Source organism: Streptomyces sp. NPDC006691 (assembly GCF_042869955.1).
Classification (GTDB): Bacteria; Actinomycetota; Actinomycetes; order Streptomycetales; family Streptomycetaceae; genus Streptomyces.
The window spans coordinates 655,686-672,995 of the sequence record NZ_JBIAGW010000004.1 but is presented as its reverse complement, the minus strand read 5'-3'; the positions used below and the strand labels follow the sequence as shown (position 1 = coordinate 672,995).

Below are 17,310 nucleotides of genomic sequence, written 5' to 3'. Positions count from 1 at the left end.
GAGCGCGGCGGCCATCGCGGTCTGGGCATGCCTGGCCCAGGCATGCGATCGCGCCTCATCCACCGCGGGAGCCGCCTTACGGCGCGGGCTGTCCGCATGCCTGCGCCAAGCTTCAAGGTTGCACCGCACCCCGTCGACACACGCGATGACCTGGGCCAGGTCATCGACTTGTCGTAGTTCGCCGGCCGTCCCGCGTCGCCCTGCCACCTGGCCTTGGCCAGGGCGTTGATGAGGTGGTGCACGAGGCGGCGGCCCGCCGGACCTCCCCCAGTAGCCCCTGAATCCGCAGGCGCGCCAGCCGGTCGACCGCGATCGCGGCGGCGACACCGCTGAAGGCTTTCGAGTTGGCGGACGCCCGCACCACGCCAGGTCCAGCAGCGGGGCGCCCGTGGCCCGGGCGTCGTCCTGGTCCCTTCCGCAGAGGTGGGCGATCGGCAGGAGCCCAAGGCCCGGCGAGCGCAGAAACAGCCGCTAGACGGCTTCTTCTTGTGCTCAGAGCGAGCACCGAGAGGGCGTTGCCTTCTACGGGCCCCTCGGTCCGGCGTGGTTGTGGTGCGGCGGGCCGGGTCGGGCGTGCCAAGAGGGACGAGACCTTGCACCAGTGCAGCCGGCGGCCTCCAGGGCCCTCCGCCCTTAATGGTCAGGACAAATGGCCCCGGGCGCGCAGGAGCTTGCAAGTCTTTTCTGCAGAACGTTCCGCAGGTTGACGTCGAATGCGTGCCTGCGTGGACGGATGAGTTTGACAGGCCTTCAGGAATGGAGGCGATTCGATGTATCGGCAGACCACTGCCGAGAATCAGAAAGTGATTTTCTGTGCACCACATACTTCGTCATGCGATCTCAGGTCTCACCGTGCTCGGCATGGCAGCGGAAGCCTCGTTCCTATCGCTCAGCACCGCACACGCCGAGAACGCGCCCGACTGCCAAGCTGCCGGATTCACCTATTCCACCGACGGTGGCCGTACCTGGCGCGCCGATTCCCGTTTGAGCATGCCGCACGGAACCATCCAGGTAGAGGTCGATCGGCCCGAGGCCAATTGTTCCTACCCTGTAACGCTTGCCTCGTACGACACCGAGGGTCCGACCTGGCCCACCTCGGGGCTCCAGACCTTTCTAGGGTCGGCGACCCTCACACTCGACCGAAAGCACCCCACGGCCACCCTCGACATATCAGCACACATGCCGAAGTGTTACGGCCAGATCGACCTGTACCTCGGAGAAGAGAAGTACGACGGGGTCCACCATCCGCTCCCGCACTACCCATCCAGCCCTATCGCGGACGAGGCTTTTCTCCTCACCTCCTGGAACGGCGGTCACCCGTGCGAGCCGGATCCGACCAATTCTCCTGTACCGTCCCCGACTGCCGACCCCACTGGCACTCCCACCGCTGATCCGACCCCCACGGGCACGGCCGCTCCGGGCCCCTCGACCAGCCCTGCACCCTCCAGCACGGTCACCGGCACGCCGTCGGCCACACACACCCCCAGGGAATCCTCGCATGCGCCATCACCGTCGGCTTCCGTCACCGTCGTCCCGGCCAGTGCGGGCGGATCGGGTGGGAACCTGGCGCAAACCGGCGGTAACGGCGGCCGCATGCTCGCCTACGGCATCGGTGCCGCGACCCTGCTCACCGCCGGCGCAGGCGCGCTGGTCGTCGCACGCCGCCGCGCCATCCGCCGCTGACGCCGCGTCAGCGGCGACCACCAGCGCGAAGGTGTCCTCGATGAGTTGCGCCCAGTTGACCGATCTGCACGAGTGGCGACGAGACGAAAGGATCTATGACCCTGCCCTGGAATTTTCCCGCAGCCATTCGCTCCGCAGCCGGCCGTGTCCGTACCCGGTTCGCCCAGGCCCGGCGTCGAGAAGCAGCAGGACGGCCGCCGCCGGTTTCCAGGTCGATCTCGCCATACGACTCGACCACGGTCGCCCCGCGCAGCAGACGGGTGCGCGCATCGCCCCGTGCCAGCGGGACGCGCCCAGCGGTGAGCAGAACCGGTTCCCACAGACCCGGCTGAGAAGTCAGCCGCTCCCGGTACTGCGCAAGCGTCGCGATGCTGAAAGGCCGTCAACCAGCCCGCTGCCCGAAGCACACAGTCTCCGGGCAGCCCCGGCAGGGGCCCCGTCGGCAACAGAGGGGACACAGCGGTGGATGGCCCGGTGCGGGGTCCCGGTGCGGGGTAGGAAACGGGCAGGCGCCGGCCGAGATTTCGCCGGGGTGTCTCATGTCGAACCGGTAGGGATTGCGTGATGTCTGGCTCATGGGTCGCCACGATCGACTCCAACCACCGCTTGGTGGCCAGGGTGAGCGGCGACCTGGACTATGTGACAGCGCCGGTGTTCCGTCCGCATTTCACGGAGTTGTTCACGCGGGGCGGGCGTTTTGTCGTGCTGGATCTGTCGGACGTCGCATTTTGTGACTCAGTGGGCCTGGAGATGCTGCTGGAAGCGTGGCGGCTGGCGGACAGGAGCGGGGGCGTGCTGGTTGTGGCGTGCGTGCCCGCGTCGCTGCAGCAGATCTTCCGAATGACCGGAGTGGACCATCTCTTGCGGTCGTACGACTCCGTCGCCGCAGCGGAAGCCGCCTTTGGCCGCTGATCCGGCGGGCCAGCGGCCGCACATTTCCTGTGACAGAGCCGTCATGGAACACCGCTTGTCAAGAGGAGTCTGTCGCGTAGGCGCCTGCCCGGGTCCCCCAGGCCTGTGCCTGCGCCTGTGCCTGTGCCTGACTACCCCATGCCGGGCGCAGACAAGCCGCCTGATGCGGTGAGCCGGTAGGCTGATTTTCGCAATTATTGGCGTCTCCCCTTGAGGCGGCGGGTGTGGAGAGTGCGATCGTGGAGCCCTCAGTTGACGCGAGCGTGTCGGGGATATGTCGAATCGTGCGGGTCGCCGGCGAGATGGACTACGAGAGCGCACCGTTTTTCCGCGCCCGTCTGCTAGGGGAAATTGCTGAGGGTCAGCGCTATGTGGTGCTGGACATGTCCGCGACGTCGTTCTGTGACTCCGCCGGGTTGAATATGCTGGTGGGGATATGGCGGGAGGCGTACGCGACGGGTGTCGTGGTCGTGTTGGCGTGTGTGACGTCGAGTCTGCGGCGAATGCTGAGCATCACCGGGCTGAGTGACGTTCTTCCGGCCTACGCCACCGTCGCGGAGGCCGAAGCGGCCGGTGGCCGGTCCTGAGGTCCGTCAGGTGCAGTGCCGTTGCCACGCTACCGCCCTGGACGGTTTGAGGAGCTGGGCGTTTGTACCAGTTCCGGGTTGTGCGGGTCCGTGGCGGCTTGGGAGGGCTAGGTTGACGGGTACGGTCTCCCCCGTGCCGTCCCGTCCGGGTGTGGTGGTGGGATCGCTTCCCGCAGCAGAGCGAGCCTGCGGCATCCAAGAACGCCGGGCCCGCCTCGACTCCCGCTGAGGGCGACGGGCCCGGCGCGTCCCGCGCGGCAGGTTCGAGGCCCGGCCATCCATGCCACCCGGGTTCTGCTCGTGGGGAGTGCTCGGTGGTGATGGCGCGGGAGGTCACGTCACGCAGGGCACGCGGCCGCCGCCCACACGGCGGTCGCCGCCACGAGCCGGAGACAGCCAGGGTGAAGCGGATGGTCCCGGGTGGGGCTCGCAGCCGCACAACCGATCGCACCGGTTGAGCCGCGGGGCAACCGGGGCAACCGGGGCTCGTCGGCCATCGCAGTCTTCTGGATGAGCCGGCACGTCATGAGGGTGATCACCGTCCAGGAGATGAGCGCCGGCCGCCCCCACCCTTCGGCCGTCGAAGCCGATGGCCGCAGACAGAGACGAACACCGGCCAGCGGGCACGCGGCACGCATCAAACCGACCAGCCGCGAGAACCGCTTCGCCGCTACGCAGCCCCAGGTCAGAGGAACCGGCGATTGCCAGCCATCCCCGCCGGGCCTGCCCGAAACGGCGAGAAAGGGCCGCAAAACTAGTACTTACCTACGCCAAGGTGATGGGTTGGCGCTCATGTCGCCGGGGGCATCGCACAAGGGGAGAACAATTGCATGCTTCCGGACCAGCTCCCAGCTGAGCAGTCTCGTCGCCCTGGACCCCGGTGACCCCTCGCTCCTGCGTCACTTCCCATAGCTCCCCTGCGGCGGGCCTCACCGAGGCGGCACACATGCTCCACAACAGCGCGCTCCCCCACCAGTACCTGTACGCCTACCGCAAGGGGGCGTGCACCGTCATGGAACTCCACGGCGAGATCGACCTCGCCGCCGCCCTCGCGATTGTTCCCTGCCTCGACGCCCACACCAGCCGCGCCGAGTCACTCATCCTCATCGACCTCACGCACGTGACCTTCCTCGACTGCGCCGGACTCGGCCTGCTGTGCCGGGCCAGACGCCGCGCCATCGCAGAACACGGCGAACTGCGCCTGGTCTGCCCCCACCCGCCGGCCCTGCGTCTCCTGCACCTGGCACGGCTCACCGACACCTTCCGCCCCATGCGCACCATTGCCGAGGCGACTCAAGGCTGGTGCACAGCTCCGCCCATCCCAAATCCCCCTGCGCAACGGCCAACTGATGGCCGCACAGGCCAGCTGATCACCAGTAGCGACTGGGACGGGTATGGAAGGCGCTACGGGCCCGGGGCCTGCGCATCCGACTGAAGAGTCCACGTGCTGCCACACAGGCAGTGTGGTCCCCGCTCCAGAGACTGAGCCAGAACCGCTGGACGTGATCAGAGCCAGTGGCGACAGGGCAGCGTCAGGGACAGAGCCTGCCACAGAGACTGCTCCGACTCGTGACGACCAGTGGTGACCACGTCACGTTGATGTCACCAGCGACACGCGCTTCACTTCCATCGCACCGGTACAGCGTCGACACTGCGCCGGGACGGACCATGTCCGAGCTCGGGACACCTGGGGCAGAGCGCGGATACTGGGGCTGCGGAGCATATGAGGCTCTTGCGCAGCAAGGGATGCGCGATTCTCAACTAGGCCTGTCGGTACCTGGATTGGGCCGAACGGCACGCGCCGAAAGCCACACTCGCTACATACGGTGAACGTGCAAGGTCTCGCTCCAAAGCGGGCCGGTCCCTCCGCCCTCCCGCGGAGATCCACCCGCTCAGGGACGAGGCGGACGCTTGGCGCGACGGCGAACGATCCAGTCAAGCGAGCGGCGCTGCTGGGGGGAGCTTGGCCGTGCCGCCGGTCCTGCGGTTGAGTGGCTGGCTTGCCCGCCGCAGGGCCCATCCGCTCCCCGCGCGGCCAGCCGCGAACGATGATGCACGCGGCGTCGAACACGGCCCAGCCGTCCGGGGGCAGGCACGTAGGACGCGGGCCGCCGAATACTGCCCAGCCGACAACTGCACGGCAGTCGGCGATGCTCTCGTCCCGCGGATTGGGGATGTTGACCCAGGCCATCAGGGCGATGTGGCCGTTCAGCCGGATGAAGGGCAGCAGATTGAGCACACCGGTGAAGGCCGCCATCAGAGTGCTCAGCCCCAGCAGCCGCCCGGTTTGGCCGTCGCACAGCAACGAGCCGATCGTCAGCAGGCCGGCCGCCGCGAACTGGCCGACTACCCCAGCGAGAGCAACCAGTACGCGCCGCCGCCGTGGTGCGGAGCCGCCAGAGGGCAGTGGCGTGGCAGAACGTCGCTGGAGCGCAGTTGAAGAGCATGACCCCGATGCGGTGCGAGTGGCCGCCGAACCGGGCCAGGACTGCGCGGCGGGGAAGTTCGTGAATGCCGTTGACCACCACGACGATGGCGAAGGCGATCAGCGAGTGATGCGACGGCGACGGCCGCCAAGTGGCGTCCGCGATGGTGGCCGCCCCGAGCCCAGCAGCCGGCAGGTCGGCCACGGCCGCCAGCGGGCAGGCAGCCGCCTGCCACCGCCCGGCTCGCCATGACGCGCGGCAGCAGGGGCGGCCCGGAGCGGGGAACCTCGGCCGTCCGAGGGCCGTGAACTGCCGGGACCTCGGCGGCCGGAAGCGAAAACGCCTCTCCTCAGGCGGTTCTGCCTCGGTCCCTGTAAGGGAGCCCCAGGTCGGTGAACGTCCTCAGCGCTTGGTCAAGTTCCTGTTCGGGGACTGCGAGCCCCACGTCGTTCTTGATCTGTGTCAGGTCGCAGTGCCGTCCAGGCTGCGGAGCAGCGCGGACGCTCCGCAGCCGAGCCGCGTGAAGCGGCTGTGCCGTTCGTCCGCGAGCGTCCAAGCGCGCCCCTGCCCCGAAGGCAGGAATGGCACGTCGGGTCGTACCTGTGGGTGACTGGGGATCTCCAGCCGCGGTGCGCCGACTGTCGTCTCAGAGGGCCTCCGCCCCCTTCTCCCGTCTCAGCGCGCAGACGAGGCCGACGGCTGCATACGCCGTCAGCAGCGACCCCGCTGACCATGCCGGGAGAGGCATGGTCAGTTCGGGATCATGCAGCAGGGAAAGCTGAGCGCCACCAGGGAGAAATCGCCCGAACGACGGCGCGACGACGATCAGTACGGCCTCGATGCCAGTGGTGTAGACGACGATGGCCAGCACGGTGGCGACCTGGTTGCGGATCAGGTAGCCCAGCGCCACACCCCACGGCCCGGCGAGTGCGCTGACCGCCACGATCATCACGGTGAGGCGGACCATCTCGGTGTTGTACATGGGCGGGTGACCGCCGAACACCGCCACGAGAGTGCTCACCAGCGCCGACAGGACGCCTATGGGGATTCCGACGAGAAAGGAGACGACCGCCTTGGCGGCCAGCACCCGGCCCCGGCGGGGCATGGTCAGATAGGTACGGGTCCAAGTGCGCTGCCGGTACTCGCCAGTGACCAAGAGGGCGCCGGCGATCGTGGCGAAGGGTAGGCCGGCGAAGCCTTGTCGAACGATGGCCTCGGCGGCCTCGGCGCCGGCCGTGCCCTGGTCCGCGACTGTCTGTAGGGTGCCGAAGCCGGCCATGACGATCAGGGCGAGACCGGTGGCGACCGTGTACAGCAGACCACGTCCCGCCAGCAATTTGCGGAACTCGCCGGCCAGTTCGTTCTTCACGCCGCCTCCTTGTCGAGAACGCTGTGGAATGCCTCTTCCAGAGATGTCTGGTGTTCCTTCGCTATCAGCTCGCTGATCGGCCCCGCGTAGCGCACGCTGCGGTTCAGCACCACGACGTTGTCGGCTGTCCGTTCGATCTCGTCCATGCTGTGGCTCGATACGAGAACCGCCCCGCCGCTGTCGGCGAAGTTCCGGAGGAAGCTTCGGAGCCACCGGATGCCGTCTGGGTCGAGTCTGTTGGCGGGTTCGTCGAGGACCAGCGCGCGCGGAGAGCCGAGGAGCGCGCAGGCCAGCGACAGGCGTTGGCGCATGCCCAGTGACAGGGCGCTGATTCTCCGGCTACGGGCATCGGTGAGGTTCACCGTGTCCAGCACGTCGTCCACGGTGGTGAGCGGCACCCCTATGGACCGGGCGACGAGCCGTAGTTGGCTGACGACGGTGAGGGCGGGGTGCCCGGGTACATCGGTGACGGCTGCGCCCATGACCAGGGCCGGAGCTGGTAGCTCCTGGTAGGGGAGCCCGTTCACGAGTGCGGTGCCGGAGGTCGGGGCGGTGAGACCCAGCAGCATTCTGAGAGTGGTTGACTTCCCCGACCCATTGCGTCCCACCAGGGCCGTGACCGAGCCGGATGGCACGCCGAAGGACACACCGTCCACGACCTTGCGGGAGTCGTAGACCTTGATCAGGTCTCTGCAAACAATCTTTGGTTCCATACCGTTGACTTTCCGAACGGGGCCAGGAGGCTCAGCTCTTGCGTGCGAGGAGGCCCCATATGGTGGCGATCTCGACGATGACCAGTGCCCACAGGCCGACTTTTAGTGCTCCTTCGCTGCGTCCGGCGATTCCGGCGGTGGCCAACAGAGCGGCGCTGAACGCGGCGACGTATGCGTAGCGGTTCTTCATGGACCGACTACCTACAAAAAAGAGGATTCTTTTGACTGGCTCTTCGAGCAGGTGCTCGCCGAACCCCCGTGAGGGAAGCTGGAGTTGCCGGGCGATGGACGGGTTCTCATCACTGGATCGACCATGCTTCAGGAGGCAGGAAGCTCACGGGTGCGTCCATGGCGCCGTCGGGAAGCAGCACGGGTCGGGTGAGCAGACGGTCACCTGCCCGCTGAACGCCGATCACTACGCCCAGGCTCCGTGAGCCGGGTACCCCGAGGTTTGCGTAGAACAATTCGGAGAAGGGTTCGCGGATTCTGGCACGGTCGACGATCCACTGCTCAATGTCCGAGGGCACCCGGCCGACCAACGCGACGCCGTCGGCGTAGATCTGAGGACCTTTCAGGGCATCGACCGATATCCCCCGCAGCCGTTCCTCCTTGCCGTAGTAGAACGTCAGCCCCAGCCCCCAGCACTCTCCCTTGACCGTGCCGTACCGGTCCGACGAAAGGGCCGCATGCGTGTGGCGCTGGGGGTTGCGCACGATGCCTTCAAGTGCTGCGGTCACTTTCTCGGGCCCCATCCCGAAGCGCAGCGGGCCCACACTCTCGAACGGTTCCAGCGACCAGCGTCGCCGCCTGTTGTCCGGAACCGCATCCCACATACCCCACCGGTCGATCATGCACTCCATCCTTCATCCGATATTCCTGCCCTACGCCCCGGCCGTCCGCTTCCCGACCAGCGGTCGTAGGGGGTGGGCTGCTTGGTGGTCCTTGTCCCTCACAGCAGGGGCATGACACGGGGCATCCCTGGCTCCGCACCGTGCCCCAACAGCCCGTGCGTCCAGATACGGGCGCGGTTGTTTCTGAGTAGTCAAGGGCGGGACGCATGCTGCGACAGCCCGTGCCGGCAACCCATGCCGCCCTCGCACCGGGCCCTGCCGAACGTCCCGGCAGTCCGGGCCGTCAAAGCTTCGCTGCCGGGTGGGTCCGGCTCGCGGCCGAACCCACCTGATGGTTCATGTCAGTTGCTGTTCAGGAGGTGCGAACGGCGGTGGCTGTGGGCGGCGCCGGCGAGCGCTGCGCCCGGGCGATCGAGGCACCGCCGGCCCCGAGCGTCCAGCCGGCGGCCGCGTCGCTGCCGGTCTCGGCCAGAGTGGCACCCGAGTCGGCCCGCCCCGCCCGCCGACTTGACGGAGCCTTCGGCCAGAGGAGGGAGGGCCGGGTGCCGGTGGCTTCGGGCTGCATGGTGGGGGCGGCTCCAATTGGCGACGGGCTGTCAGCGCCCGGTGTCGGCTCGGCAGAAACTGCGGCCGGGAGCGGCGGACTGGTTTTCGCCTCGGGTGCCGTGGAGGACCGGGGCGATACCGCAACGCCAGGGCCGGCCAGATTGCCGGCTGACGGCTCTCTCCGCCCTGCCGAGGTCTCCTGGTTCGCAGGCTCCGATACGGAAAGAGCCGACCGGCCGGCCTCCGCCACCGCTGCGAGCGCAGCAGCCAAGAGCGTTGGGGCGGCCACCGAGACAGCAGCCGGGACTGTCATACGTATGCGCTTCAAGAGAAAACCAAGTCTGTCGCTATGAGATGTAGTCACCCATCCTTCACAGTTGTCCAACTTTCCACTACCTTGCATCGACTTATGGACTCATAAGCTGAGTTTGGGACCTTCGAGGCGGGATGCGCCGCTGCATCCCGCGGACGATGAACCACGCCACCGCGTCAGGCTCCCAACTCGTCTACAGGGCAACATCGCTGGCTCGCAGGACCGCAGTAGTAGCGGCCCCTGCGGCCACATCCTGGGCAGGCCGGATTTACCATTCCCTTCCTCGTAGCCCCGCAACGGGGATACCGGCTGCCGGAGTTGGCATGACCGCCTCCCCTTGTTGAGTACATGGCCTGGAGAGGAACCAGCTCCGAAGCTACTGCCAGACCGCTGTTATGGGGCATGACCACCGGCCTTACGCAGGTCGGGGAGGCTCCCCGTTGGGACGACAGAGAACGGGGTCGGACGTCGCGCTCCGTATTGACTGGCCCTCACCCATCAGGCAGTTTTGGCCGCTGTGACAGACCGGGACCTGCGGTGGCCGGTCGGCGCCTAAGCTGCCCGGTATGCCTCTTCGAGCGGCGGGCCCCCGGGGTCCGAAGACACCAACGCCGCCCGGGCGCCCACCGGGGCCGGTGACCCCGGACAAGAATCCCCCGTCACCTCCACAGCACGCCCGCCCCCCAGGCGCGTGACGTGAAGTCCGGACGCATCTCCTGGGAGCGGATGCCTGACGGGGCGGTACAGGCTGTCCGGCAGCAGCTCGGTGTGCAGTTCACGGCCGCCGATGTGGAGCATGCCGCGGCGTCTGGGGTCGCCGCCGTGCTCCGAAAAGCCTCCGGGGGCCTGGTGTTCGTCAAAGGCCAGCGAGACACCCACACGGCCACGAGCGTCTCATCAGAGGACCACGGCACGTGGTGGGGACCGTCATGGTCGCCCGTGGATGAGCTCGACCTGGAGGAGGCCATCAACCCGTATACGCCGTCCGGCTCCCCCCGTGTCCTGTGGCGACTGCATGCCGGCGGCTGGCATCTGCTCGGCTTCGAGGGCCTGGAAGGGCGGGATGCCGACTACGCGCCCGGCTCCCCCGATCTGGCCCCCGTAGTCGCGGTGTTGGCAGAGCTGGGGCGGATCCCTGCCCCAGCCTCGCCCCGCCTCCCGGCGGCGTGGGACCGGTGGGGCTATTACTGCCTGGCTGATGACGAGGAGCGGTTGGCCGGCGACCGCCTCCTGCACACCGACCCGGCGTCCACCAACGTGGTGATGCACGAGGGCCGGGCTCATCTCGTCGACTGGTCCTGGCCTGCGGTCGGCCCGCCGTGGGTGGATACGGCCCTTTGGGCCATGCGGCTCATCTCGACCGGCGGCCACACCCCCGATCAGGCCTGGACCTGGGCATCCTGTGTGCCCGGGTGGAACGAGGCAGAACCGAAGGCAGTGACGGCACTGATCCAGGCCGAGGCACGCCGATGGCACGACCTCGCGGACGAACAGGCGCCCAGCGCCTCCGCGATCGCCGAAGCCGCCCAGCGGTGGGCCAAGTTCGTCGCCGCCCGCGCGTCGTGACCGACTGCGTCCACGCCACCGGACCCTGACCCGCGGAGTTCGCAGCTACTCCCAAGACGGCTCCCCATCAGGTGGCCTTTCGTGGGGGCAGCCAATCCAACTGGCCGCCGACACAGGGGGCTTGGGCAAGACCGTGCCACAACCTCGACCGCGGGGATGCCGTGGTGCGCAAAAGGGTCAGTGTCCTGCGGGTTCCATTGCGGGAGCCACAGGACACCGACCGTCTGATTCTCTGCGAAGTGGTTATGCCACGCCGAGCAGCCACGGCTCGGCAGGCTGCGCCATGTTGGTACCACTACCCGTGGCCAACCACAGCCTCCCGTCGCCGCCCTTCCACGCCACCTCGTAACTGCCGTCGGCCATCGTCACAAGCGAGGGACTGGAGGAACTGCCGCTGGTACCGACACCGAGCAGCCACGGCGAAGCGGGCTTGGCCATGTTGGTACCACTACCCGTGCCGATCCACAGCCTCCCGTCGTCGCCCTTCCACGCCACCTCCCAGCCACCGCCCGGCAGAGCCGCCAACGACGGACTGGTGGTGTCGGCCACGCCGAGCAGCCACGGCTCAGCAGGCTGCGCCATGTTGGTACCACTACCCGTGGCCAACCACAGCCTCCCGTCGCCGCCCTTCCACGCCACCTCGTAACTGCCGTCGGCCATCGTCACAAGCGAGGGACTGGAGGAACTGCCGCTGGTACCGACACCGAGCAGCCACGGCGAAGCGGGCTTGGCCATGTAGGTACCGCCGCCTGTGCCGATCCACAGCCTCCCGTCGTCGCCCTTCCACGCCACCTCCCAGCCACCGCCCGGCAGAGCCGCCAACGACGGACTGGTGGTGTCGGCCACGCCGAGCAGCCACGGCTCAGCAGGCTGCGCCATGTTGGTACCACTACCCGTGGCCAACCACAGCCTCCCATCGCCGCCCTTCCACGCCACCTCGTAACTGCCGTTGGGCAGTGCGGTGATCGACGGGCTGGTACCGGGGAAGACGCCGAGCGACCACGGGGCGGCGGGCTTGGCCATGTTGGTGCCGCTACCGGTGCCGATCCACAGCTTCCCGTCGTCTCCGGCCCAGGCGGCGGTCCAGGTGCCGTCGGTCATGGTGGCGATGGACGGCTTGGAGTTCTGGGCGACGCCGAGCAGCCACGGCGAGGCGGGCTTGGCCATGTAGGTACCGCCGCCTGTGCCGATCCACAGCTTCCCGTCAGAACCGCGCCAGGTCGTGACGTATCCGCTGTCGGGCGTCACCGACAGACCGGAGGAGCTGCTGCGCGGCGTGGGGGACGCGGGCGGCGTGGTGGGAGCGTTCGAGACGTTCTTGTAGCGCAGGGCGACGTAGCCCGAGGTGGGGTGGCCCTCGATGGACGCGGAGCGGATGTTCGCCTTGCTCGGGCCGTGGGTGGGGTCGTTGGTGTTCGACTCGGCGTAGTAGAGGAAATCCCCCGCCGCTTTGTCGGTCCAGCCGGCGAACAGGAAGATGTGCTCGTGGGGGTAGGCCATTGCATCGCCGGGCTGGAGGTTGGCGAAGTCACCGACGGCGGTGTCGTAGGTGGTGTTGGGAGAGCCGTCGGCGTTGGTGAAAGCGGGTCCGCCGTCGGTGACGACCAGGCTCTGGTCCAGGTGCCAGGCCATCGAGACGAATCCGGAGCAGTCCTCCCGGTAGTCGCGGCCCTGCGGGTCGGCGGCGTAGCCCTGTTGGTCGTAGGGGACGTGCTTGTCCACCCAGGACTGGGCGCGGGAGAGGATCTCGACGGAGGAGACCTGACCGCCTGTCGAGCTGGTGGCCTGAGCGGGCGCGGCCAGGGTGAGCAGGCTCGCGCCGAGAGCGGCTGCGGTGGCGAGTGCCAGGGAGACGCGGCGGGTCCTACGAGCAGGCATGGATGACCTCGTGGGTGTGTGGAGAACACGGAGCGGCCGGGCGCCGGTCGGGCACGGCGTGGTTCGGTTCGTACGGGGTGAGTGACATGGACGGCTGTCCTCCGGGAACAGCCGTCGGCCGGACGGACGCAAGTGATCAGCGGCCGGGGACGCTCGGCGCGGGGGCCGGCGGTAGGTAACGCAGTTTCAGCAAAGGGGAGTTGCGGTAGCTGCGGGCGACCAGGGCGGCGCCGCGGCCGGTGGCGGCCCGGCCTCCGGGCCCGTCGGGCGGGAGCAGGAAGAGCAGCAGGTCGAGGCGGCGGAGCCCGGTGCGGGCGCTGGCGTGTTCCAGGCCGTCCTCGGGCGTGGTGTGCGCCCACAAAGCGTCGAGGGCTTCGGCGGCTTCGGTCAGGGAGTCAGGGGTGGTGCCGGGGCGGTGGTCAAGGCTGAGGTAGACGATGTCCATCGGCGGTTCAGCCCCACTGGAACTCGTCCGGGTCCACTTGAGCCGCGGACGTGGCCGGAGCGACGGCAACGGTCGGAGCGGCAGCGGTGGGAGCAGCAGCGAGGCCGGCGACGGCCGAGGGCAGCAGGGCGGCGGTGGTGAGAGCGGCAACCGCGGTGGCGACGGCAAGAGACAGGCGGATCATGGTCGTTGTCCTTCACAGGGCGAGGGAACGGGACATGGGCCGGTACGGCGCTCCGCGGTGGCGCTCGGTCCGTTCGCCGCTGCGGGTGTTCCCCGGTGGCGATGGCTCAAGCTTCGCCGCCCGGTGGTGGCAGCGGTAGGACTTCCGCCTGTCGCCAAAGCGCCAGGCGGGATCCCGACAGGGCACCAGAGCGAAGCGCCTACGATCCAGCCCGGATCGTCTCGGGCACACCTGCATATAAGTCCTGGAGCCTGGCGCAACGAACAGTTCCACCAAATGACTTGTTCGTACTAAAACACTCCAAAATGGATCTTGAAGGAGGCGTGAAGGGCCTGCCATCATGGCCGCGATGCCGAAGCGCAACCGCGTCTTCACGGGGGGCAACACCACCATGCTTGAATCCTTGGGGCTGTCCGGCGCCGCCGCAGCCGTCTACCAGGCGATGCTCGACCGGCCCGGTGCGGGAGTCGCCGCACTCGCCACCAACCTGAGCCTGACCGCCGGCCAGGTGCACGCCGGCCTGGAGGAGCTCGCCGCCCTGCTGCTGGTGCGCGCCTCCAGCCAACACCCCGGCCAGATGCGCGCGGTCAGCCCTGAAGTCGGCCTCGCCGACATGCTGGCCCACCAGGAGGCCGAACTCGCCGCCCGCCAGGCCCAGCTCGCCGCCTCGCGCGTCGCCGTCAACCAACTGGTCGCCGACCGAGCCGAAAGCCGGACCTCCCACGGCGAACGCCTGCTCGGCATGGACGCCATCCAGGCACGTCTGGAAGAACTGGCCCGCGGCGCACGGGCCGAGTGCCTCGGCGTCCACCCCGGTACCCGCCACCGCCCCGAAGACCTGGCCGCGGCCCAGGGCGCCAACGCCGGAGCCCTGGCCCGCGGCATCGTGATCAGAAGCCTCTACCAGGACGCCGTCCGCAACGTCCCGCACACCGTCGCCCACGCGAGCTGGGTGCTCGACCACGGCGGTGAGATCCGGACCGCCCCGGTCATCCCGCAGCGCCTGGTCATCGTCGACCGCGCACAGGCCCTCGTCCCGATCGATCCGGCAGACACCCGCAAGGGCGCACTCCACGTGACCGAACCCGGCCTGGTCGGCGCCCTGTGCGAGCTCTTCGACCTGGCCTGGGCCACCGCCGTACCCCTCGGTGCCACTCGCACCCAAGACACCACGACGGGCCTGAGCGGCACCGAACGCGAGCTCCTGCGCCTGCTCGGCTCCGGCCTCACCGACGATACCGCCGGCCAGCGCCTCGGCGTCTCCTCCCGCACCGTCAACCGCCTGATGGCTTCCATCATGGAACGCCTGGATGCCAGCAGCCGCTTCGAGGCGGGCATCAAGGCCGCACGCAGGGACTGGCTCTGACACCCAACCACCCGGCCCTCATGCTCCTGCTGCACAGCCATCAGGAAGGTGACGACACAGGACCCGCTCCTCCCATATCTGCCAGCAAGGTCGTCTGTCGGATGATGCGCGGGTTGCCGACCAGCGTCATTGCGAGGTCGAGGCGGCGCTTCATGCCGCCGGAGTAGGCCGAGGCGGGCTTCTTCGCGGCCTCTGCCAGGTCGAAGCGCTCCAAGAGCTCGGCGGCGACCCGTCGTCCCTCCCTTTTGGTCAGGCGGTGCAGGTCCGCCATGAGGAGCATGTTCTCCTCGCCCGTGATCAGGCCGTCAACGTCGGAGAACTGCCCGGGACACCAATTACGGCACGGACCGCCTGCGGGTCGGCGGCCAGGTTGTGCCCGCCGATGTGCAGGTACCGGCGTCGGCGGTGATGAGCCTGGACAGGATCTTGACGGCAGTGGACTTGCCGGCACCGTTCGGGCCGAGCAGCGCGAACACAGACCCGGCTGGGAACAGACCCGGCTGGGATGCGCAGATCGATGCCGTCGAGGACGGTCTTGTCGCCGTACGACTTGCGTAGCCCGACGGCGGAGACGGCGGTCGGCGACGGGTGACCGTTGTCCCGCCTGGATGTGGGCATGACAGGTAGAGGCATAGTGACTTCCTTTCGGAATGGTGTGGAGCGACCCGCCGCCGGAGACCTGCTCGACCACCTCGGTGGGCAAGGTCCGCGGCGGCATCTGGTGGCCGGTCGGCCCGCCTCCATTCGCGCCGTGCGTGGCGAACGAACCGCGCGTGCGGGCTAAGTCGACTGGCGCAAGGCGACGGGTGTTACTTCTCGGCCGTGCTGGATTCCCCGCTGATGGACTCCTGATAGACGTCCGCATAGGTGCGTGAGTCCTTGATCAGATCGTCGCAGAACGCGGCGATGTCCGTGCCGATGAGCTCCAGGACCCCCTTGCCCGTGGCGGCGCCCTCCTCGAAGAAGTCGACGATCCCGGGGAGCAGGGGCCCGTCAGGCAGGTCGATCGGTCCCACCTTGAACAGGTACTTCTGCATCTCCTTATAGACGATCTGGTAGTCCTGCGGGAGCACCTTGACCCGGGCCATGTGCGCCCGCCACTGCTTCTTGCCCTCGATGATGTCTTGGATGCTCACGTCAGCCTCCCAGCCGGCTCAGCTTCTTGGCGACGTTCCTGTTCAACTGCGCGCGCCACCGGTCGCGATAGGTTCGAGCCCCTTCTCCACCGGCCAGCGCGGCGCTGAAGCCTGGAATGTCGTCGCCGAGCACCTCGTGGACGCTCTGCCCGTCGGCCGCTGCCACTTCGAGCAGCCCCAGGGCGGCGTCGAGGATCGGCATCAGGTTGCGGCCGGTGAAGTCCCCATACGGGAAGAGGTGGGCGATGATCTGTCCCCACGCCGCCCGGTAGTCCTCCGGCAGGACCTCGGCCCGGGTTTCGAACGCCTTCCATTCTCTGGTGAGATCGCTGCCTGTGATCTTCTCCCAGAAGTTCATCTCCCGCCCTCCTTGAGCTTGTTGATGCGTGATGAGACGTACTGCCATTTCGCCCAGAACTTAGCGAGTTCCTCGCGTCCGGCCTCGTTGAGCGAGTAGAACTTGCGCGGCGGACCGACCCCGGATGGCCGTTTCGTCACCTGGACGAGCCTGTTCCTCTCCAGTCGCAGCAAGATGGTGTAGACGGTCCCCTCGACGACGTCGGCGAAGCCGAGCTCGTTCAGCTGACGAGTGATGGCGTACCCGTAGGTTTCCTCGCTGCCGATGATTTCGAGCACGCACCCTTCGAGCGTGCCCTTCAGCATCTCCGTCAGGTCGTCCATCGCGAGTCCTCCTCAGACCTAGCGGTACTACGTAGTACCGAGTACCACTATACGGTATCACCGAGTAGCGGAGGGCGGTAGCGCCTCCGGTTGGTGCGGACGGACCCGGGGCCGATCGTGCGAGGCCCCAGGCTCCGCGGCTGCGGCTACCCCATCGGCCTGGTTCCATGGTCGGCGGGGGCTCGTACCTCATCACCGCAAAGCCCCGACCTCGACATCGCCGACCGAGGTCACCGCCGCCCAGGTCCGCCGCATGGTCACCGACTTGATCGGCCAGGGCCGGTGGGAAGCCGGTGACGACGACATCCCGGTCGCCTTCGACGCCGGCTACGACGCCCCGCGCATGGCCTGCCTCCTCGACGGCCTCCCCGTCGAGGTGCTGGGGTGGATGCGTTCGGACCGGGTCATACGACGGTCGATACCCTCGCGCAAGGAGTACGCCCTGGCCTGTCCGAGGGGCGGGCGGCGGCCGAAGCACGGCAAAGAGTCCTGCTTCGCCAAGCCCAAGACCTGGGGCGATCCCGACGCGGCGACAGTGCGGGTCACCGACCGCTCAGGGCTTCCTCGTTCTTGGCCTCCTCGTACGGGCGGTTGTCCGCTCTCTACCAACCCCAGGTTGTTGGCGAGGGCCTCCGCGCCAGGCGACAGTGGCGT

The 17,310-nt window shown here is 68.1% G+C and carries 17 protein-coding genes and 2 pseudogenes; 7 read left to right on the top strand and 12 right to left on the bottom strand.

Going from position 1 to position 17,310, the window contains the following annotated elements; all coding sequences use genetic code 11:
- Positions 1 to 861 precede the first annotated feature (861 nt).
- From ACFYNP_RS13225 to ACFYNP_RS13210, 4 genes are all read left to right on the top strand, one after another.
- Positions 862 to 1,683: a hypothetical protein gene (locus tag ACFYNP_RS13225; RefSeq protein ID WP_388785237.1), complete on the top strand. Its 822-nt coding sequence runs from the start codon at positions 862 to 864 to the stop codon at positions 1,681 to 1,683.
- Between the two features lie 564 nt (positions 1,684 to 2,247).
- Positions 2,248 to 2,595 carry an STAS domain-containing protein gene (locus ACFYNP_RS13220; RefSeq protein ID WP_388785235.1) on the top strand — a complete coding sequence of 116 codons (348 nt, stop codon included), beginning with the start codon at positions 2,248 to 2,250 and terminating at the stop codon, positions 2,593 to 2,595.
- Positions 2,596 to 2,819: 224 nt separating this feature from the next.
- On the top strand, positions 2,820 to 3,182 hold the full coding sequence (locus ACFYNP_RS13215; protein WP_388785233.1) for an STAS domain-containing protein: 363 nt from the start codon (positions 2,820 to 2,822) through the stop codon (positions 3,180 to 3,182).
- A gap of 946 nt (positions 3,183 to 4,128) precedes the next feature.
- Positions 4,129 to 4,617, top strand: a complete 489-nt coding sequence (locus tag ACFYNP_RS13210) for an STAS domain-containing protein (RefSeq protein WP_388785231.1) — start codon at positions 4,129 to 4,131, stop codon at positions 4,615 to 4,617.
- Between the two features lie 1,637 nt (positions 4,618 to 6,254).
- Here the strand turns inward: ACFYNP_RS13210 and ACFYNP_RS13205 are convergent.
- The 5 genes from ACFYNP_RS13205 to ACFYNP_RS13185 form a co-directional block, all read right to left on the bottom strand.
- Positions 6,255 to 6,977 carry an ABC transporter permease gene (locus ACFYNP_RS13205; protein ID WP_388785229.1) on the bottom strand — a complete coding sequence of 241 codons (723 nt, stop codon included), beginning with the start codon at positions 6,975 to 6,977 and terminating at the stop codon, positions 6,255 to 6,257.
- On the bottom strand, positions 6,974 to 7,690 hold the full coding sequence (locus tag ACFYNP_RS13200) for an ABC transporter ATP-binding protein (protein ID WP_388785227.1): 717 nt from the start codon (positions 7,688 to 7,690) through the stop codon (positions 6,974 to 6,976). Before ACFYNP_RS13200 ends, ACFYNP_RS13205 begins: the two co-directional genes overlap by 4 nt.
- Before the next feature lie 31 nt (positions 7,691 to 7,721).
- Entirely contained in the window at positions 7,722 to 7,880 is a 159-nt protein-coding gene (locus ACFYNP_RS13195) for a hypothetical protein (RefSeq protein WP_388785225.1), read from the bottom strand.
- 109 nt (positions 7,881 to 7,989) lie between these two features.
- A complete protein-coding gene (locus tag ACFYNP_RS13190; protein ID WP_388785223.1) occupies positions 7,990 to 8,541 on the bottom strand; it encodes a hypothetical protein in 552 nt (183 codons plus the stop codon).
- Positions 8,542 to 8,893: 352 nt separating this feature from the next.
- Positions 8,894 to 9,106: a hypothetical protein gene (locus ACFYNP_RS13185; RefSeq protein WP_388785222.1), complete on the bottom strand. Its 213-nt coding sequence runs from the start codon at positions 9,104 to 9,106 to the stop codon at positions 8,894 to 8,896.
- 1,233 nt (positions 9,107 to 10,339) lie between these two features.
- On the opposite strand from ACFYNP_RS13185, the gene ACFYNP_RS13180 reads away from it, so the two are divergent.
- Positions 10,340 to 10,966 (top strand): aminoglycoside phosphotransferase, encoded by a 627-nt coding sequence (locus ACFYNP_RS13180; protein WP_388785220.1) that lies wholly within the window; start codon positions 10,340 to 10,342, stop codon positions 10,964 to 10,966.
- A 243-nt stretch (positions 10,967 to 11,209) separates the two neighbouring features.
- Here the strand turns inward: ACFYNP_RS13180 and ACFYNP_RS13175 are convergent, their stop codons facing one another.
- The 3 genes from ACFYNP_RS13175 to ACFYNP_RS13165 all read right to left on the bottom strand — a co-directional run bounded on the left by ACFYNP_RS13175 (position 11,210) and on the right by ACFYNP_RS13165 (position 13,473).
- The gene (locus ACFYNP_RS13175) at positions 11,210 to 12,844 is read right to left on the bottom strand and encodes a hypothetical protein (protein WP_388785219.1); all 1,635 of its coding nucleotides are present in this window, start codon (positions 12,842 to 12,844) and stop codon (positions 11,210 to 11,212) included.
- A gap of 136 nt (positions 12,845 to 12,980) precedes the next feature.
- Entirely contained in the window at positions 12,981 to 13,289 is a 309-nt protein-coding gene (locus ACFYNP_RS13170; RefSeq protein ID WP_388785217.1) for a hypothetical protein, read from the bottom strand.
- A 7-nt stretch (positions 13,290 to 13,296) separates the two neighbouring features.
- Positions 13,297 to 13,473, bottom strand: coding sequence for a hypothetical protein (locus ACFYNP_RS13165; protein WP_388785215.1), 177 nt, complete (start codon positions 13,471 to 13,473; stop codon positions 13,297 to 13,299).
- Between the two features lie 349 nt (positions 13,474 to 13,822).
- On the opposite strand from ACFYNP_RS13165, the gene ACFYNP_RS13160 reads away from it, so the two are divergent.
- On the top strand, positions 13,823 to 14,839 hold the full coding sequence (locus tag ACFYNP_RS13160) for a LuxR C-terminal-related transcriptional regulator (protein ID WP_388785213.1): 1,017 nt from the start codon (positions 13,823 to 13,825) through the stop codon (positions 14,837 to 14,839).
- A 100-nt stretch (positions 14,840 to 14,939) separates the two neighbouring features.
- Here ACFYNP_RS13160 and ACFYNP_RS13155 read toward each other — a convergent pair.
- The 4 genes and pseudogenes from ACFYNP_RS13155 to ACFYNP_RS13140 form a co-directional block, all read right to left on the bottom strand.
- A pseudogene (locus ACFYNP_RS13155) lies at positions 14,940 to 15,457 on the bottom strand (ABC transporter ATP-binding protein); the annotation flags it as partial.
- A gap of 191 nt (positions 15,458 to 15,648) precedes the next feature.
- A complete protein-coding gene (locus ACFYNP_RS13150; protein WP_388785211.1) occupies positions 15,649 to 15,975 on the bottom strand; it encodes a DUF1048 domain-containing protein in 327 nt (108 codons plus the stop codon).
- A 1-nt stretch (position 15,976) separates the two neighbouring features.
- Positions 15,977 to 16,333: a DUF1048 domain-containing protein gene (locus ACFYNP_RS13145; RefSeq protein ID WP_388785210.1), complete on the bottom strand. Its 357-nt coding sequence runs from the start codon at positions 16,331 to 16,333 to the stop codon at positions 15,977 to 15,979.
- Positions 16,330 to 16,656, bottom strand: a complete 327-nt coding sequence (locus ACFYNP_RS13140) for a PadR family transcriptional regulator (protein ID WP_388785208.1) — start codon at positions 16,654 to 16,656, stop codon at positions 16,330 to 16,332. Before ACFYNP_RS13140 ends, ACFYNP_RS13145 begins: the two co-directional genes overlap by 4 nt.
- Positions 16,657 to 16,705: 49 nt before the next feature.
- On the opposite strand from ACFYNP_RS13140, the pseudogene ACFYNP_RS13135 reads away from it, so the two are divergent.
- A pseudogene (locus ACFYNP_RS13135) lies at positions 16,706 to 17,227 on the top strand (transposase); the annotation flags it as partial.
- Positions 17,228 to 17,310 lie beyond the last annotated feature (83 nt).